General features: G+C 68.5%; 14 protein-coding genes and 1 tRNA gene. 9 read left to right on the top strand and 6 right to left on the bottom strand.

Annotation, left to right across the window (positions count from 1 at the left end):
* Positions 1 to 30 precede the first annotated feature (30 nt).
* Positions 31 to 1,116, top strand: a complete 1,086-nt coding sequence (locus AWB94_RS25765; RefSeq protein WP_062654524.1) for a potassium channel family protein — start codon at positions 31 to 33, stop codon at positions 1,114 to 1,116.
* Between the two features lie 13 nt (positions 1,117 to 1,129).
* A complete protein-coding gene (gene nudC / locus AWB94_RS25760) occupies positions 1,130 to 2,056 on the top strand; it encodes an NAD(+) diphosphatase (protein ID WP_062654525.1) in 927 nt (308 codons plus the stop codon).
* A gap of 20 nt (positions 2,057 to 2,076) precedes the next feature.
* Here nudC and mrx1 read toward each other — a convergent pair whose 3' ends face one another.
* Positions 2,077 to 2,319, bottom strand: a complete 243-nt coding sequence (mrx1, locus tag AWB94_RS25755; protein ID WP_036402270.1) for a mycoredoxin Mrx1 — start codon at positions 2,317 to 2,319, stop codon at positions 2,077 to 2,079.
* Positions 2,320 to 2,444: 125 nt separating this feature from the next.
* On the opposite strand from mrx1, the gene AWB94_RS25750 reads away from it, so the two are divergent.
* Both AWB94_RS25750 and AWB94_RS25745 read left to right on the top strand, forming a co-directional pair.
* A complete protein-coding gene (locus AWB94_RS25750) occupies positions 2,445 to 4,538 on the top strand; it encodes an ATP-dependent DNA helicase UvrD2 (RefSeq protein ID WP_234811886.1) in 2,094 nt (697 codons plus the stop codon).
* Positions 4,539 to 5,004: 466 nt separating this feature from the next.
* The gene (locus tag AWB94_RS25745; protein ID WP_024454440.1) at positions 5,005 to 5,283 is read left to right on the top strand and encodes a WhiB family transcriptional regulator; all 279 of its coding nucleotides are present in this window, start codon (positions 5,005 to 5,007) and stop codon (positions 5,281 to 5,283) included.
* Between the two features lie 14 nt (positions 5,284 to 5,297).
* Here the strand turns inward: AWB94_RS25745 and AWB94_RS25740 are convergent, their stop codons facing one another.
* The 3 genes from AWB94_RS25740 to AWB94_RS25730 are packed head-to-tail and all read right to left on the bottom strand — an operon-like array spanning position 5,298 to position 8,885.
* Positions 5,298 to 6,635 carry a macrolide-binding ATPase MABP-1 gene (locus AWB94_RS25740; RefSeq protein WP_062654527.1) on the bottom strand — a complete coding sequence of 446 codons (1,338 nt, stop codon included), beginning with the start codon at positions 6,633 to 6,635 and terminating at the stop codon, positions 5,298 to 5,300.
* 16 nt (positions 6,636 to 6,651) lie between these two features.
* Positions 6,652 to 7,494 (bottom strand): bacteriocin biosynthesis cyclodehydratase domain-containing protein, encoded by an 843-nt coding sequence (locus AWB94_RS25735; protein WP_062654528.1) that lies wholly within the window; start codon positions 7,492 to 7,494, stop codon positions 6,652 to 6,654.
* Positions 7,495 to 7,529: 35 nt separating this feature from the next.
* Positions 7,530 to 8,885: a zinc-dependent metalloprotease gene (locus AWB94_RS25730; protein WP_062654529.1), complete on the bottom strand. Its 1,356-nt coding sequence runs from the start codon at positions 8,883 to 8,885 to the stop codon at positions 7,530 to 7,532.
* Positions 8,886 to 8,966: 81 nt separating this feature from the next.
* Here AWB94_RS25730 and AWB94_RS25725 point away from each other — a divergent pair, with 81 nt between their 5' ends.
* From AWB94_RS25725 to AWB94_RS25705, 5 genes are all read left to right on the top strand, one after another.
* Positions 8,967 to 10,007, top strand: coding sequence for a YlbL family protein (locus tag AWB94_RS25725; RefSeq protein WP_062654530.1), 1,041 nt, complete (start codon positions 8,967 to 8,969; stop codon positions 10,005 to 10,007).
* Between the two features lie 87 nt (positions 10,008 to 10,094).
* Positions 10,095 to 13,094 carry a UPF0182 family protein gene (locus AWB94_RS25720; protein WP_062654531.1) on the top strand — a complete coding sequence of 1,000 codons (3,000 nt, stop codon included), beginning with the start codon at positions 10,095 to 10,097 and terminating at the stop codon, positions 13,092 to 13,094.
* A 157-nt stretch (positions 13,095 to 13,251) separates the two neighbouring features.
* Positions 13,252 to 14,664 (top strand): FAD-binding oxidoreductase, encoded by a 1,413-nt coding sequence (locus AWB94_RS25715; protein WP_062654532.1) that lies wholly within the window; start codon positions 13,252 to 13,254, stop codon positions 14,662 to 14,664.
* A 51-nt stretch (positions 14,665 to 14,715) separates the two neighbouring features.
* Positions 14,716 to 14,792, top strand: a tRNA-Met gene (locus tag AWB94_RS25710).
* A 122-nt stretch (positions 14,793 to 14,914) separates the two neighbouring features.
* On the top strand, positions 14,915 to 15,151 hold the full coding sequence (locus tag AWB94_RS25705; protein ID WP_062654533.1) for a hypothetical protein: 237 nt from the start codon (positions 14,915 to 14,917) through the stop codon (positions 15,149 to 15,151).
* A gap of 834 nt (positions 15,152 to 15,985) precedes the next feature.
* Here the strand turns inward: AWB94_RS25705 and AWB94_RS25695 are convergent.
* Both AWB94_RS25695 and AWB94_RS25690 read right to left on the bottom strand, forming a co-directional pair.
* Positions 15,986 to 16,645: a TetR/AcrR family transcriptional regulator gene (locus AWB94_RS25695; RefSeq protein WP_084394900.1), complete on the bottom strand. Its 660-nt coding sequence runs from the start codon at positions 16,643 to 16,645 to the stop codon at positions 15,986 to 15,988.
* A gap of 10 nt (positions 16,646 to 16,655) precedes the next feature.
* Positions 16,656 to 17,279, bottom strand: a complete 624-nt coding sequence (locus tag AWB94_RS25690) for a hypothetical protein (protein WP_062654536.1) — start codon at positions 17,277 to 17,279, stop codon at positions 16,656 to 16,658.
* Between the last annotated feature and the right edge of the window lie 66 nt (positions 17,280 to 17,345).

The following is a 17,345-nucleotide window of genomic DNA, read 5'->3' as shown; positions in this document are numbered from 1 at the left end:
GCGTGCTCACCTCCCCCCGATCGGTGAATCGTGGCCAAAGGTAGGTTGCGCCGGCGCCTGGAGGCGATCGACCAGAATCTGACGTCGCGCCCGGACGCCGACCTGGTCGACATCCTCAACATCCCGGAGAAGTTCGTCAGCCCCGGCCGCAAGATCTTCCTGCGGGTGTTGTGGGCGCTGAGCGCGCTGGTCGCCGCGGTGTTCATCGTCTACATCGACAGGCACGGCTATCGCGACGTCGCGTCCACGCCGGAGGAAAGCGATCCGCTGTCGCTGCTGGACTGCATCTATTACGCCACCGTGTCGCTGTCCACCACCGGCTACGGCGACATCACGCCCTACACCGAATCAGCCCGCCTGGTCAACGTCCTGGTGATCACGCCGCTGCGGGTGGCGTTCCTGATCGTGCTCATCGGTACCACGGTCGAGACCCTGACCACCCAGTCGCGCCAGGCACTGAAGATCCAGCGATGGAGGAGATCCGTGCGCAACCACACCATCGTCGTCGGCTACGGGACGAAGGGCAGGACCGCGGTGTCGGCGATGATCGGCGACGACGTGGCGCCGGGCGACATCGTCGTGGTCGACGACGACCCGGCCGCCCTGGAGCGCGCCAAGAGCGCGGGGCTGGTCACCGTCCGGGGCAGCGCCACCGACTCCGAGGTGCTCAGGCTCGCCAGCGCCCAGCATGCGAAGTCGATCATCGTCGCGGCCAACCGGGATGACACCGCGGTCCTCGTCACGCTCACCGCCCGGGAACTGGCCCCCAACGCCAACATCATCGCCGCGGTCCGGGAGGCCGAGAACCAGCACCTGTTGCGTCAATCCGGCGCGAACACCACCGTGGTCACCTCGGAGACCGCGGGCCGGCTGCTGGGCATCGCAACGCAGACCCCCAGCGTTGTCGAGATGATGGAGGACCTGCTCACCCCGGACGCCGGATTCGCCATCGCCGAGCGACCGGTCGAGCTCAAGGAGGAGGGCGGCTCGCCGCGCCACCTGGCCGATATCGTGCTCGGGGTGGTGCGCGGCGGGGAGCTGTTGCGCGTCGACGACGAGCGCGTGGATGCGCTCGAACTCAGCGACCGATTGCTGTACATCCGATCCAAAGATTGAGCAGAGACACTCGATGAGCGGCTTCACCCTGCGCAACGTCCCCCTGCTGTCCCGGATCGGCGCCGACCGCGACGATCAGGTGCGCACCGATATCGACGCCGCGATCGCCGGCTGGCCGGACGCGGCCGTGCTGTACGTCGACCGGCGCAACCAGGTGCTGATCTCCGGCGGGAGCGTGGTGCTGAGCAGGACGACCGCGCTCGGCGCCACCCCACCCGCCGATGCGGTGTTCCTCGGAACCCTGGCAGGCGGCCGGCATGTCTGGGCGGTCCGTGGCGCCCTGCAGGCTCCCGAGGGCGACACCGCCGAAACGGAGGTGCTCGACCTGCGTCGCGCCGGACCGATCTTCGACGACGCCAGCGCCCAACTGGTCGCCACCGCGACCGCGCTGCTGAACTGGCATGACGCCGCCCGCTTCAGCCCGGTGGACGGCGCACCGACCAAAGCCGCCAAGGCCGGCTGGGCGCGGATCAATCCGGTCAACGGCCACGAGGAATTCCCCCGCATCGACCCGGCGATCATCTGTCTGGTGCACGACGGCCACGACCGCGCGGTGCTGGCCCGCCAGACCCTCTGGCCGGAGCGGCTGTTCTCGCTGCTGGCCGGATTCGTGGAGGCGGGGGAGTCCTTCGAGTCGTGCGTGGAGCGGGAGATCGCGGAGGAGGTCGGGCTGAACGTTCGGGACATCCGCTACCTGGGCAGCCAGCCATGGCCGTTCCCGCGCTCGCTGATGGTCGGGTTCCACGCCGTCGGTGACCCGGAGCAGCCGTTCTCGTTCAACGACGGCGAGATCGCCGAGGCCGAGTGGTTCACCCGCGCTCAGGTGCGTGAGGCGTTGGAGCACGGTGACTGGAACAGCGATTCGTCGTCGCGGCTGCTGTTGCCGGGATCCATCTCGATTGCCCGGGAGATCATCGAATCCTGGGCGTTCGCCGGCTGACCGAGGCCGGCTTGGGGCGCTCAGCCCAGCTTCGCCTTGACCTGCTTGATGCTCGGGTTGGTCAGCGTGGAGCCGTCGGCGAACTTCACCGTCGGAACCACGTGGTTGCCGCCGTTCACCGAGCCGACGAATTCCGCTGCCGCCGGATCGCCCTCGATATCGACCTCGTCCCAGGAGATGCCCTCGGCCTTGAGGGCCATCTTCAGTCGCGAGCAATAGCCACACCAGGACGTGGTGTACATGGTCAGCGCAGCGGTAGTCATAGCGGCAACAACCTAACCGACGGCATCGGTATTTCCCAACGCCGGAGCGCGGTCGCCGGTGTTCGGAGCGGCGGGCGCAGATCCGATACCGCCCGTTGTCGGGGCGTCCTGCCATGATGGACGCCATGCCGTCCGTCGACAGCCTGCTCGTCGACCTCGACGACGAACAGCGCGGGGCCGTCCTGGCGCCTCGTGGTCCGGTGTGTGTGCTGGCCGGTGCCGGCACCGGCAAGACCCGCACCATCACCCGCCGCATCGCGCACCTGGTGGCGGCCGGCCACGTCGCGCCGGGCCAGGTGCTCGCGGTGACGTTCACCGCGCGAGCGGCCGGCGAAATGCGCGGCCGGCTGCGCGCCCTCGGGGAACAGTCCGGGGTGGCCACCTCGACGGTGCAGGCGGTCACCTTCCACGCCGCCGCGCGCCGGCAGTTGCAGTACTTCTGGCCCCGCGTCGTCGGCAACACCGACTGGCAACTGCTGGACAGCAAGTTCGCCGTGGTGGCCCAGGCCGCCAATCGCGCTGCGCTGCGTGCCAGTACCGACGATGTGCGGGACCTGGCCGGTGAGATCGAGTGGGCCAAGGCGTCGCTGATCACCCCGGAGGGCTACGCCGACGCGGTGGCCAAGGCGGCCCGCGACATCCCGCTCGACGCCGCCACCGTGGCCAAGGTGTACGACGGCTACGAACACCTCAAAACCCACCGGGACGGCACCGCGCTGCTGGACTTCGACGATCTGCTGCTGCACACCGCGGCCGCGATCGAGAGCGACGCCGCGGTGGCGAGCGAATTCCGGGACCGGTACCGGTGTTTCGTCGTCGACGAGTACCAGGACGTCACCCCGCTGCAGCAGCGGGTGCTCAACGCCTGGCTCGGTGAACGGGACGACCTGACGGTGGTCGGCGACGCCAACCAGACCATCTACTCGTTCACCGGGGCCACCCCGCGGTTCCTGCTGGATTTCTCACGGCGGTTCCCGGAGGCCACGGTGGTCCGCCTGGAACGGGACTACCGGTCCACCCCGCAGGTGGTGTCGCTGGCCAACCAGGTGATCGCGGCGGCCCGGGGCCGGATGGCCGGCAGCCGGCTGCATCTGGTCGGCCAGCGCGATCCCGGGCCGAAACCGTCGTTCAGCGAGCACTCCGACGAGGCGGCCGAGGCCGCCGCGGTGGCCACACGGGTCGGCAAGCTGATCGAATCCGGAACGCCCGCATCGGAGATCGCGGTGCTGTACCGCATCAACGCCCAGTCCGAGGTGTACGAGGAGGCGCTCACCGAGGCCGGCATCGCGTTCCAAGTGCGGGGCGGGGAAGGATTCTTCAGCCGGCAGGAGGTGCGCCAGGCGCTGCTGGCCATGCAGCGTGCCGCCGGCGCCGAGCACGAGGGTGACCTGCCGCAGGTGGTGCGCGCGCTGTTGGAGCCGCTCGGACTGACCGCCGAACCGCCGACCGGTACCAAGGCCAGGGAGCGGTGGGAGGCGCTGGCCGCGCTGGCCGAGCTGGTGGACGACGAAGTGGCCCAACGCCCTTCGCTGGATCTGCGGGCCCTGCTGGTCGAGCTTCGGAACCGGGCCGAGTCCCGGCATCCACCGGTGGTGCAGGGCGTCACGCTGGCGTCGCTGCACGCGGCCAAGGGCCTGGAATGGGACGCGGTCTTTTTGGTCGGCCTCACCGACGGCACCCTGCCCATCTCGCACGCGCTGGCCCATGGAGCCGACAGCGAAGCCGTGGAAGAGGAACGCCGCCTGCTGTACGTCGGAATTACCAGGGCCAGAGTGCATTTGAACCTGAGTTGGGCGCTGGCCCGGGCCGCGGGCGGCAGGCAGGGGCGCCGGCCGTCACGCTTCCTCAACGGGGTGGCGCCGCAGTCCCCGGCTGACGCCCCGGTCGGGCGGCCGCGCAGAGCCCGCGGTCCGGCGCCGCGCTGCCGGGTGTGCAACAAGGTGCTCGACACCGCGGCGGCGATCACGCTGCGGCGTTGCGAGAGTTGCCCGTCCGATCTGGACGAGACGTTGCTGGCCGACCTCAAGGAATGGCGGCTGCGCACCTCCAAGGAGCTGAATGTGCCGGCCTATGTGGTGTTCACCGACAACACCCTGATCGCCATCGCCGAGACCCTGCCGACCGACGAGGCGGCGCTGGTGTCCATTCCGGGTATCGGCGCGCGCAAGCTGGAGCAGTACGGGCCGGACGTGCTGGAGCTGGTCAAGAACCGGTCATGACACCCACAGATCCTGCCAAAACCGCAGGTCAGAAAATCGCTTGTGGGTTTGTGCGCTAGGCTCTAATCTCAAGATCACCAAATCTGTGCGGCTCGGCGAAGGGAGGGGAGCGAGATCATGATCAACATTCACGCAATGTCCGGCGTACGCGTCGATGGAATGTATGCGCTTTCCTGGGTGCCCGTGCACCCCGCCGCGCCCGCCGTCGCCTCCGCCCATCGAGCTGGTTCGGCGCCCGCTGCCGCCAACCCGCAGCTCAAGCGCCGCACCGCCGCCGCGACACCCAGGTCCGTGAATCGGGGCACCACCTAGGTAGCCCCCACAACGCCGAAACGGCCACGGACCCGAAGTCAAAACGGATCCGTGGCCATTGTTTTCGGGAAATCCGATCTGGAACCCCGAACACCTGGTCACCGGTCCGAATCAAGACCGACACCGACACAACGACCAGGAAGTAGGGAAAGACATGTCGGACCTGACATGCCAAGAACTCGAACTGCCCGCGGTGCCGTGCCATGGGGGGAATCCTGACCTGTGGTTCGCCGAGAGCCCGGTCGAATTGGAGCAGGCCAAGGCGCTGTGCGCCGACTGCCCGATTCGCAGCCTGTGCCTGTCCGAGGCATTGGAGCGCCAGGAGCCGTGGGGCGTCTGGGGCGGCGAGATCATCGAGCGCGGCGCCATCGTGGCGCGCAAGCGTCCGCGTGGTCGCCCGCGCAAGGACGCCAGAGAAGGCCAGGCGGCCTAGCTTCGGCTGGGCCGTCAGGCCGCCTCGCCGTCGGCGAAGCCTGGAACCAGTTCTGTCGCAATGGCTTTCACCGGAACATGGGCGTCGAGCTGACAGCAGATGGCGATCGTCGACGCGATCACCCGCAGCGGGATGGCCAGCTGGGCGGGTAGGTCGAGCTGGCGGGCCATCTTGATCTGGGCCACCGAGTTGTCCATCTGGCCGGCGGCCATCTTCTGCAGCCAGCGACGGTTGTAGTGGAAGACGTCGACCTCGATGGGCTGGACGTACTGGCGCAGCATGTCGTCGACCTCCTCGGCCGAGACCTGTTGACCCTTCTGGATGAAACCGGCCGCTTCCATGGCCGGCAGCGCCTCGTCGTAGTTCTTGTCCCGCGCCAGCCGGATCGTGGCGCCCAGTGCCACCGGAAAACCCCCCGGCAGCGGTGCCACCGCGCCGAAGTCGATGACACCCATCCGGCCGTCGGGCAGCAGCATGAAGTTCCCGGGATGCGCGTCGCCGTGCATCATGTGCAGCCGCTTGGGCGCACCGAAGGTCAGTTCGGTCAGCCGGGTGCCCATCAGATCACGCTGCTCGGGTGTGCCCTCGCGGATGATCACCGACATCGGGATGCCGTCCATCCATTCGGCGATCACCACTTTCGGTGCGCTGGCCACGATGTGCGGCACCGCGAAATGCGGGTCGTTCTCGTACTCCTTGGCGAAGGCCCGCTGGTTGTCGGCTTCGAGCCGGTAGTCCAGTTCCATCTCGGTGCGCTGGATCAGCTCGTCCACCACGCCCTGCACGTCGGCGCCGGGGGCCAGCTGCTTGAACACGCTGACCAGCCGCTGGATGGTCTTGAGGTCGGCGCGCAGCGCCTCGTCGGCGCCCGGGTACTGGATCTTGACGGCGACCTCGCGGCCGTCGGACCAGATCGCCTTGTGCACCTGTCCGATGCTGGCCGAGGCCACCGGGGTGTCGTCGAACGAGGCGAACCGGTCCCGCCACTTGGTGCCCAGCTGCGCGTCGAGGACGCGGTGCACCTTGGCCGCCGGCAACGGAGGCGCTTCACGCTGCAGCTTGGTCAGCGCCTCGCGGTAGGGCTTGCCGTACTGCTCGGGGATCGCGGCCTCCATCACCGACAGCGCCTGGCCGACCTTCATCGCGCCGCCCTTGAGCTCACCCAGCACCGTGAACAACTGCTGGGCCGCCTTGTCCATCAACTCGGCGGTGACCTCGTCCTTCGACTTGCCGGTCAGGCGCTTGCCGAAACCGAGCGCCGCCCGGCCGGCGAATCCGACCGGCAGGGTCGCGAGCTTGGCGTTGCGTGCAACGCTCCCACGCTTGATATCAGCCACGTGTCCATCATCCATGACGTTGCTGAGTAGGTCAGCAGGGACAACCCGGATGCCGGGACCAGCGCCGCGCCAGTACCGAGCCGCTGCCGACGTCGAACTCCAGGGTGGTGTCCAGCGTCATCGGCGGTTCCGGGGCGTCCAGCGCGGCATCCCCGCCCGAGCGTATGGCGCGGACCACCCGGTCCACCTGGTTCAGCGCCAGCGCGGCGGTGCCCATCAGGGTGGCGCGATCCGCGGCGCCGACGGTGTGCCGCAGCTGGGCGGCGACCGCGGGCCAGGCGGCGTCCCGGTCCCGGCGGTGCCGGTCGGCGCAGGCCAGGCACGATGTCACACCGGGGATCACCAGCGGCCCCACCAACCCCCTCCCGTCGCGGACCCGCACCGGCAGGTGCGGCAGCGCCGCCGCATGCAGATCGCGTACCACCCGCGGATCGGCGACCAGGGCGTCGGTGAGCAGCACCAGGTCGGCGTGATCGGTGCTCACGACGGCGTGCGGCCGGCTGCTCTGGGTGACGCGGTTGCCCGAGCACCTGAGTGCGCCGGCCAGCAGGTCCGACAGCGGCCCACGGCCGTGGATGCGGATGGTCACCGACCGCGCCGAAGGTCGGCCGGCGGTCAGCACACCGGCCCGGCGCAGAGCATCGAGCAGATCGGTCACAGCGGACTCCGGCATTCCCAGCCTGACGGCGCGCGCCGACAGTTCGTCCTTGGTCACCGCGGCCTGCATACCGCGCAGCAGGGAGGCCAGCGCGGCGGCGTTCACACCGGCCGGCGGATGCACCACCACGGCACGGCGCGGGTCCCAGCCCACCTGGACGGTGTCATCCGGGCGCAGCAGCACCGGCATCGACGGGTTGAGCAGATAGCGCCTCATGCACCGACTGTGCCACGGCCGGACGGTCGCCCGTTTCAGTTATCCACAGGCCCGTCAGGGCCGGGCGTCTGGTCGTCTTCGAGCTCGGCCAGCGCCTGGTCGATGCCCGAGGTGTCGCCGCCGATGGCCCGGTCGATGAACGCGGCCGGCTCATCGAGGTCGTCGGCGCCGGGCAGCAGGTCGGGATGCTGCCAGACGGCGTCGCGGGCGTCGGCCCCGACGGCATCGGTCAGCTTCTCCCACAGCACCGCGGCCTCGCGCAGCTTGCGCGGCCGCAGCTCCAGGCCCACCAGCGTGGCGAAGGTCTGCTCGGCCGGGCCGCCGGTGGCCCGGCGCCGGCGCAGCATCTCCGAAAGGGCGGCGGTACCGGGAATCCGGTCACCCAGCGCGGCGGTCACCACGGTCTGCACCCAGCCCTCGATGAGGGCGAGCAGGGTTTCCAGCCGCTCCAGCGCGGCAACCTGTTCGGGGGTGGCCTTCGGTTCGAAGATGCCCTGGTTGAGCAGCTGCTCCATGGCGGCCGGGTCGGCGAGCGCGGCGGGGTTGATGCCGCTGGCCAGATCCTCGATGCCGCTCATGTCGATCTTCATGCCCTTGGCGAACGCCTCGACGGCGCTGAGCAGCTGGCTGGACAGCCACGGGACATGGCTGAACAACCGGTGGTGGGCGGCTTCGCGGGCGGCCAGGAAGGTCAGCACCTCGCTGCGCGGCTGCTCCAGCCCTTCCGACAGGCTCTCGACGGCTTCGGGCAGCAGTGCCGCCACGCCCTTGGGCCCCAACGGCAGACCGATATCGGTGGAGGTCAGCACCTCCTTGGACAGCTTGCCCAGCGCCTGGCCGAGCTGGCTGCCAAAGGCCATCCCGCCCATCTGCGACATCATCGCCAGCAGTGGACCGGCCATGGTCTTGGCCTCCTCGGGCAGCGCCGAGGCCCACACCGTGGAGATCTGCTCGGCGACCGGGTCGCACAATCGCTTCCAGGTGCCCAGCGTGTTGTCGATCCAGTCGGTGGGGGTCCACGCCACCGCCTTCGTGGTGCCGGCCGGCAGCGCCGTCACCCCGTCCAGCCACGTCTCGGCCAGGTGCACGGCATCGGCGATCGCGGCGCCGGTCTTTTCCGACACCGGGGCGACGAATCCGATCGAGCTGGACGCCAGCTGACGGGCCAGGTCGTAGTTGACCGGACCGGCCTGCTGGCCGGTGTTCATCACATTGCCTGCGCCGCTGAACATTTCGCCGAGCTTGGTGAAGATCTGGCCCAGATCGGCCATATCGAAGCCCGCGCCGCCCAGCCCGAACGGGTCCGCGCCCGATCCCGGGCCGGGGTTCTCTTTGCGCTTGTCACGGTCGGGGTCGTCCCCGCTGGAGAAGCCGAAGGGCAGGTCAGCCATGGCTTCAACGGTACTCACCCCCGGCGGCGCAGGTGGGGCCGCGGGTCACGCTGTGGGTGAACGCGCTCTACTGTGGGCGGCGTGAACAGGCGGATTATGACGCTGGTGGTGGCGCTGGTGCCGATCGTGGCGTTCGGTGTGCTGCTGTCGTTGGTGACGGTCCCATACGTCTCGCTGGGCCCCGGGCCGACGTTCAACACCCTCGGTGAGGTGGACGGCAAGCAGGTTGTCGACATCAAGAGCACCGATGGCACCGGCGGCTCGATCGTCCACCCCACCTCGGGTCACCTCAACATGACCACGGTGTCGCAGCGCGACGGGCTGACCCTGGGCGAGGCCCTGGCGTTGTGGATGTCCGGGCGCGACCAGCTGGTGCCGCGCGATCTGGTGTATCCGCCGGACAAGTCCAAGGACGAGATCGACAAGGCCAACACCAACGAGTTCAAGTCCTCGGAGGACAACGCCGAATACGCCGCGCTGTCCTACCTGAAATACCCGAAGGCGGTGACCGTGGAGTCGGTGACCGATCCCGGCCCGTCGGCGGGCAAGCTGCAGGCCGGCGATGCCATCGACATGGTCAACAATGTCGCGGTGCCCGATATGGAGGCTTTCCAGGCGATCGTGAAGGCCACCAAGCCGGGGGATCAGATGATCATCGACTATCGGCGCAAGAATCAGCCCGCCGGCACCGTGACCGTGACACTGGGTTCCAATCCCGACCGCTCGCACGGGTTCCTCGGCATCGCGGTGCTGGATGCCCCGTGGGCGCCCTTCGACATCGAGTTCAACCTCGCCAATATCGGCGGACCCTCGGCCGGACTGATGTTCAGCCTTGCCGTCATCGACAAGCTCACCACCGGCGACCTCAATGGCGGCAAGTTCGTCGCCGGCACCGGCACCATCAGCGCCGACGGCGCGGTCGGCCCGATCGGCGGCATCACGCACAAGATGATGGCCGCCCAGGACGCCGGTGCCACCGTGTTCCTGGTGCCCGCCGACAACTGCGACGAAGCGTTGACGGCCCGCGATGATCGGCTGCAGCTGGTGAAGGTGGACACCCTGACCACTGCCGTGGACGCCCTGCACACCATTTCTGCCGGCGGCGAACCACCCCGTTGCTGAGAATGCGCTTGGCAGGCAATGCGTAGAGTTGGTGCAGTTGAGGCCCCAGACGTGCCGGCGGCCACGGACCAGGACTGGAGTTGACGAGTGGGTATGCGGCCCTCGGCGCGAATGCCGAAGCTGACACGACGTAGCCGGATCCTCATCGGGGTGGCCCTGGCCGTCGTCTTGCTGCTGTTGGTGGGACCACGGCTCATCGACACCTACGTCGACTGGCTGTGGTTCGGCGAGTTGGGCTACCGGTCGGTGTTCACCACCCGGCTGTTCACCGAGATCGTGCTGGCCCTGGTGGCCGCGGTGGTCATCGGTGCGTTGGTGTTCTCGGGGATGACGCTGGCCTACCGCACGCGGCCGGTGTTCGTGCCCACCAACGGGCCCAACGACCCGATCGCGCGGTACCGCACCACGGTGATGAGCCGGCTGCGGCTGTTCGGCATCGGCATCCCGGTGCTCATCGGTCTCGCTGCGGGCGCCTTCGCGTGGAACTCCTGGACCACGGTGCAGTTGTTCATGCACGGCGGCGATTTCGGGGTCACCGATCCGCAGTTCGGCCGTGACCTCGGTTTCTACGCCTTCGACTTGCCGTTCTACCGGTGGGTGCTCAGCTTCCTGTTCTTCGGCGTGTTCCTGGCCTTCCTGGCAAACCTCGTGGGGCACTACCTGTTCGGCGGGATCCGGCTGTCCGGGCGCACCGGTGTGTTGAGCCGGGCGGCACGCATCCAACTGGTGGCGCTGGCCGGCACCCTGGTGTTGTTCAAGGCCGCCGCCTACTGGCTGGACCGTTACGAGCTGCTGAGCAACACGCGCGGCGGCAAGCCGTTCACCGGCGCCGGCTACACCGATATCAACGCCGTGCTGCCGGCCAAGCTGATCCTGCTCGCGATCGCGCTGATCTGTGCGGCCGCGGTGTTCTCCGCGCTGGTGCTGCGGGATCTGCGGATCCCGGCAATCGGTTTGGTGCTGCTGTTGCTGTCCTCGTTGATCGTCGGCGCGGGCTGGCCGATGATCGTCGAGCAGTTCAGCGTCAAACCCAATGCGGCGCAGAAGGAAAGCGAATACATCAGCCGCAGTATCACGGCCACCAGGCAGGCCTACGGGCTGACCGATCAGACCGTCACCTACCGCGATTACAGCGGCAACTCGCAGGCCACCGCCCAGCAGGTGGCCGCCGACCGCGCCACCACCTCGAACATCCGGCTACTGGACCCGACCATCGTCAGCCCGGCCTTCACCCAGTTCCAGCAGGGCAAGAACTTCTACAGCTTCCCCGAGCAGCTGGCCATGGACCGCTACGTGGGGCCCGACGGCAACCTGCGCGACTACGTCGTGGCCGCCCGTGAACTCAACCCGGAACGGTTGATCGACAACCAGCGGGACTGGATCAACCGGCACACCGTCTACACCCACGGCAACGGTTTCATCGCCTCGCCGGCCAACACGGTGCGCGGTATCGCCAACGATCCCAACCAGAACGGTGGCTACCCGGAATTCCTGGCCAGCGTGGTCGGCGCCAACGGCGGTGTGGTGTCGCCCGGTCCCGCGCCGCTCGATCAGCCGCGTATCTACTTCGGCCCGGTGATCGCCAGCGCGCCCGGTGATTACGCGATCGTCGGCCGCAACGGCGGCGACCGCGAGTACGACTACGAGACCAACACCGAGACCAAGAACTACACCTACACCGGTGCCGGTGGGGTGCCGATCGGCAACTGGCTGGCCCGCAGCGTGTTCGCGGCCAAGTTCGCCGAGCGGAACTTCCTGTTCTCCAACGTGATCGGCTCCAACAGCAAGATCCTGTTCAATCGTGATCCGGCCCAGCGCGTGGAGGCGGTGGCGCCGTGGCTCACCACCGACAACGGGGTGTACCCGGCCATCGTGAACAAGCGTCTGGTGTGGATCGTGGACGGCTACACCACGTTGGACAACTACCCGTACTCGGAGCTGACGTCGCTGTCGAGTGCCACCATCGACTCCAACGAGGTGGCGGTGAACCGGCTGCTCCCGGACAAGCAGGTGTCCTATATCCGGAACTCGGTGAAGGCCACCGTCGACGCCTACGACGGCACCGTGACGCTGTACGCGCAGGACGAGAACGATCCGGTGCTCAAGGCCTGGATGGCCGTCTTCCCCGGCACCGTCAAGCCCAAGAGCGACATCTCCCCGGAGCTGCAGGCCCACCTGCGCTACCCCGAGGACCTGTTCAAGGTGCAGCGCCAACTGCTGGCCCGCTACCACGTCAACGACCCGGTGACGTTCTTCTCCACGTCGGACTTCTGGGACGTGCCGCTGGATCCCAACCCGACCGCCAGCAGCTACCAGCCGCCGTACTACATCGTCGCCAAAGACATTGCCCAGAACGATAATTCGTCATCGTTCCAGCTGACCAGTGCGATGAACCGGTTCCGGCGGGACTTCTTGGCCGCCTACATCAGTGCCAGCTCCGATCCGGCGACCTACGGCAAGATCACCGTGCTGACCATCCCTGGTCAGGTCAACGGGCCCAAGTTGGCGTTCAACGCCATCAGCACCGACACCGCGGTCAGCCAGGACCTCGGTGTCATCGGCCGGGACAACCAGAACCGGATCCGCTGGGGCAACCTGTTGACCCTGCCGGTGAGCGACGGTGGGCTGCTCTACGTGGCGCCGGTGTACGCCTCACCGGGCGCCAGCGATGCCGCATCGTCGTACCCGCGGCTCATCCGGGTGGCGATGATGTACAACGACAAGGTCGGCTACGGCCCGACCGTCGGCGACGCACTGACCGAGATCTTCGGCCAGGGCGCGGCGGCGACGGCCACCGGGCCGGCTCCCACCGACGCGAAACCGCCGGCGTCGCCGCCGCCTGCGGCGGGCCAGCAGCCCCCGGCCGCGCCGCCGCGGCAGGGCCAGGCGCCCGAGGTGCCGGTTCCCGTCGCGGCCGTGCCCGGTGGCGGCGTCCAGCTGTCGCCCGCCAAGGCCGCAGCGCTGCAGGACGTCAACAATGCGCTCGACGCGGTACAGCAGGCGCAGCACAACGGCAATTTCGCGGATTACGGTGACGCCCTGCAGAAGCTCGACGACGCGATGAACAAGTACCGCGAAGCCAAGTAAGCCGCGTCCGCCCGGTTTGTGCGGTCTCATACGCGACGCGCTGTCGCGCGCGTATGAAACCGCACAACCGCGGCCCACGTGATCTGCATTCCAAGAACTTCCCAAGTGGGGTTGTGGACCCTTTCGGCCGTCATACGCGCACGGTGAAAGGATTCCGATGACTCTGGCCGACACTCTCGGCGACCCTGGTTTCGACAACGACGGGCTGTCGACACTGCCCGACCACCTGAGCGCGTTGGTCGCGCTGCCCGGCGAACCAGGCTACGAACGCTGCGCCCCATGGAATGTCGCGGCGACGGTGCGGCCCGCGGCGGTGGTGTTCGCCACGGCGCCGCACCACGTCGCCGAGGCGGTCCGGTTCGCCGCCGGGCACGGCTTGCGGGTCGCGGTCCAGGCGACCGGGCACGGGGCCACCGCGGTCGACACCGACACCATCCTGGTGCTCACGTCGGCGATGACCGAATGCATGATCGACGTCGTCGACCGCACCGCCCGGGTGGCCGCGGGTACCACCTGGCAGCAGGTGATCGATGCCGCTGCCCCGCACGGCCTTGCGCCGCTGTGCGGTTCGGCACCCGGTGTGGGCGTGGTGGGGTTCCTGACCGGTGCCGGGGTGGGGCCGCTGGCCCGCAGCGTCGGGGTGTCCTCGGACTACGTGCGGTCCTTCGACGTCGTCACGGGGACGGGGGAGTTGCTGCACGCGACGCCGGAGCAGCACGCCGAGCTGTTCTGGGGGCTGCGCGGCGGTAAGGCGACGCTGGGCATCGTCACCTCGGTGCAGATCGAGCTGCTGCCGATCCCCGAATTCTACGGTGGCGCCCTGTATTTCGACGGCGCGGATGCACCGGCCGTGCTGCGTGCCTGGTACGGCTGGTGCGCCGGGTTGCCCGAAAACGTCAACACCTCGATTGCGCTGCAACACCTGCCACCGCTGCCGGGGGTGCCCGAACCGCTGGCCGGCCGGCTGACCGTCGCCGTCCGGTATGCCGCGCTCGACGACTTCGAGGAGGCGGCAACGCTTTTGGAGCCCCTGCGGGCCGTGGCGACACCGATACTGGACACCGTGGGGGTGCTGCCGTACGCGGCGATCGGTGCCGTCCACGCCGATCCGGTCGATCCGATGCCCGTGCACGAGGATCAGACGTTGCTGCGCGAGCTGACCTCCGAGGCAGTGGACATCCTGCTGGCCGCGGCCGGGCCGGGGTCGGCCTCGGTGCAGACCATCGTCGAGATCCGGATGCTGGGCGGTGCCTACGCGCGGCAGGCCGAGCACAGCAGTGCGTTCTGCCATCGCAATGCCGCGTACGCGGTCACCACCATCGGCGTGCCCGCCGGCGCGACTTCGGGCTTGGTGGCGGCCCAGGCCGGTGCCTTGATGCGGGCGCTGGCGCCGTGGTCGACCGGTGGTCTGCTGCCCAATTTCGCGCCATCGGCCGACCCCCGGCGGATGGCGCGGGTGTACGACGAGCAGACCCGGGGATGGCTGGCTGATCTGGCCGACCGGTACGACCCCGAAGGGGTGCTCCGGACCGGTCAGGTGGTGCGCTCGGAGCCCCAAAACCACCTCTGAGCACACGATTTGGAGCTGTGCACACCCCTTCGGTAACGTTGTGTTCACCGACGCGGGGTGGAGCAGCTCGGTAGCTCGCTGGGCTCATAACCCAGAGGTCGCAGGTTCGAATCCTGTCCCCGCTACCAGGTAGAACGGCCCCCGGAGATCACTCCGGGGGCCGTTCTCATTCCTTTTGTGAACGGAGTTGTGAACGTTAGTCAAGCTAACTAGAGCGCTCTCCCTCCGAGGTTGCTGTCCGGGCCGGTCTGTGGCTTCGCTCGCCGACTACGAGCGTGAGCTGATCAAGGAGCGAGCCGGCCTTGATGCGGGGGTCATTCCGCGTCAGTGGCACAAGGTTTGGGAGCCCTCCCGGCCGCGTGTGGCCCTGCTTGGCCCGGTCGTCGGCGAGCCAGTCGCCGCATTCGGGTGCCGTGGCACGCTGTTCGGCATCGGGGAGCGCGTCGCGGTGGGCATCGTCGAGCTCGGTGCAGGTGGTCCGCGGTGAGCTCATCGACTGGCTGACAGCGTTTTTCGCGAATAGGCACGCTATTCACAGCGGAGAGCAGCCCAGCCGAACTTATGATTCTGTGCGCGGAATTTCTTGATCACGGATTCGGTGGTCAATGTGGACGGCTCAGTGCGGGCCCGCGGTTCGGACACGAATATGGCGGGCACCGGAGCGACGAACTCCGTAACCCAGGCTCGGTTGATGTGGCGCCAGCGTCGATGAGCGCCGGACCCGCCGGTACCCTTGTCGACGGACTTGAGCACGGCCAGTTCCGCTTTCGAGGTCCCGACAACTCCGGGACTCCCGTCAACTCTGCGCAGCGGGTGTCGATCAGGTCCTCCACGGCCTGCCGCGCGAGGAACGCCGCCAACCGGGCGGAGTTGCCCAAGGCGGTGCGGTCCGGCGAGTCGAGGAGTTTGTCGGCCCGTGCGAGCAGTACCTCGGCGTCGCTGGTCACCGGCCCTCCACGATGTCACGAACCGTGTCACGAAGGTCCCGGATGGTGCCGCGGTCCGGCGTGGCGCCGCGATGGGTACCCCCGACGCGGAAATCTTCACGGTCGAGAATCGCTGCGTCCGATACGACTTCCAGCCGGACACGTCTGCATCCGCGGTCGCGGTAACGGTGAGCGCCACTCTCCGCCGGGTGGTCTTCGCCTCCTCGCAAGCGGTGTCGGTCTCGTGGTACGCCGCGGCGGCCCTTCGGGCGTTCGCCGAAGTACCGCTGGTGGGCGGCGGCTTCGATCGCCATCCGGAACAGGCCTGGTGCCGCCTTCGGCTTGATCAGGTCGTCGATGTCGTCGTCGAGGACCTCGGCTGCGGCGGCTTGGGGTTACTCGACGGCGTCGGCGGCGAAGGCGGCCTCGACGTCATCGCGGCTTACCGGCGGAGCCGGCAGATCGCGGGCATCGGTTGCCTGCAGTCCGTGCACGAACAGCGCAACGTGGCGACGGGCGATGCTCGCCGAGTTGGGGCCGTGCGGTAGCGGTTGCGTGATCATCGCGCCGCACGCGATGACGTCGGTGGCATTGACGTCGGCGCGAACGGTGCCCTGCGCGCGTCCGTCGGCCAGGAACTGCTCCAAGGCGTGGAAGATGCGTCGCCGCGCGTCGATGGCGGCAGGGTCGGTCAAGGGCGGCGCCCCGCGCAGGGGAAGCACGAGTTGGTCTCCCAGCCGCAGGCATTCCTCCAGATAGGCCTGCACCGCGGGGGCGCCGGTGCGCCCGGATTCACCGATGGAGGCGAGAGCGGCGAGGAGCAAATCGTGGGCGCGGCGTTCCAGAGCATGCAGAAGCGCGGTGCGGTCGCGGTATCCGCGATAAAGAGTGCCGACGCCGACGCCGGCTGCCTCGGCGATGTCGGCCAGCGGAACGTTGCGCCCGCGGCGGCCCATCAACTCCGCGGCCACGGTCAGGATGCGTTCCCGATTGATTTGAGCGTCGTGGCGCATCGCGCGCCGGCGGCCAGGTTGGTCAGTGGCGCCAGCAGTCATCGGTCGAGTTTCACACACCGCCGGAAGTCGCCGACAGACGTGTTGGCGCGATGCGATGGTGGGGGTCGACCGCGGCTCGCACTTGAGTCAAGCGCTTTAGATCCGAGTCGGGAAGCCCGTCGGCGACCGCCGCCCGACCGTCGGCGAAATTGGCCGCGGCCAATCCGACGTCCGCGGGCTTCGCGATCGCCTCGAGTTCGGCGAGTCCGTGCTCGGCCGCGGCCCGCGATCCGGGATCGGCCGCCACGCCCACCGCGTGCAGCAGGTAGGCCCCTGGCACGGCTGTTTGCGCTCCAGACCGCGCAGGCGCCGAGTTGTCGAGGTTGCGCAACTCGATCATCGCCACCGGCGAGTCCTGTGTCGCCACCCGCGTGAGCAGGTCGTGTGCCACCGCCGGTGCGGTGGTTCCCAGCCAGCGACCGACGCCAAGGGCAGGCAACGGACCCGGCGGGTCGAGGTGAATCTCGGCCAGTCGCGCCGCATCGGCCGGAGCCCAGGCGCTGTCCACCGTCGGCGGGGGAACATGGCGCAAGGCGTGCAGCAGGGGAGCCGCGGCCGGTTCACCCGCCGCCGAAGCGAACGCCAGGTGCACGATCGGAACGTTCTGCAACTGAGGGGGAAAGGGGCTCTTCATGATTGAGGGTGTAGAACGGTCAGCTGCTGTCGGCCTGTGATTGGGGTGTCTGGTTGGCTGGGTGTG

Origin of the sequence: Mycolicibacterium canariasense, from assembly GCF_002101555.1 — a bacterium.
GTDB lineage: Bacteria > Actinomycetota > Actinomycetes > Mycobacteriales > Mycobacteriaceae > Mycobacterium > Mycobacterium canariasense.
Note: the sequence above shows the minus strand (reverse complement) of the source record. Positions and strands in the feature narration are given on the sequence as shown.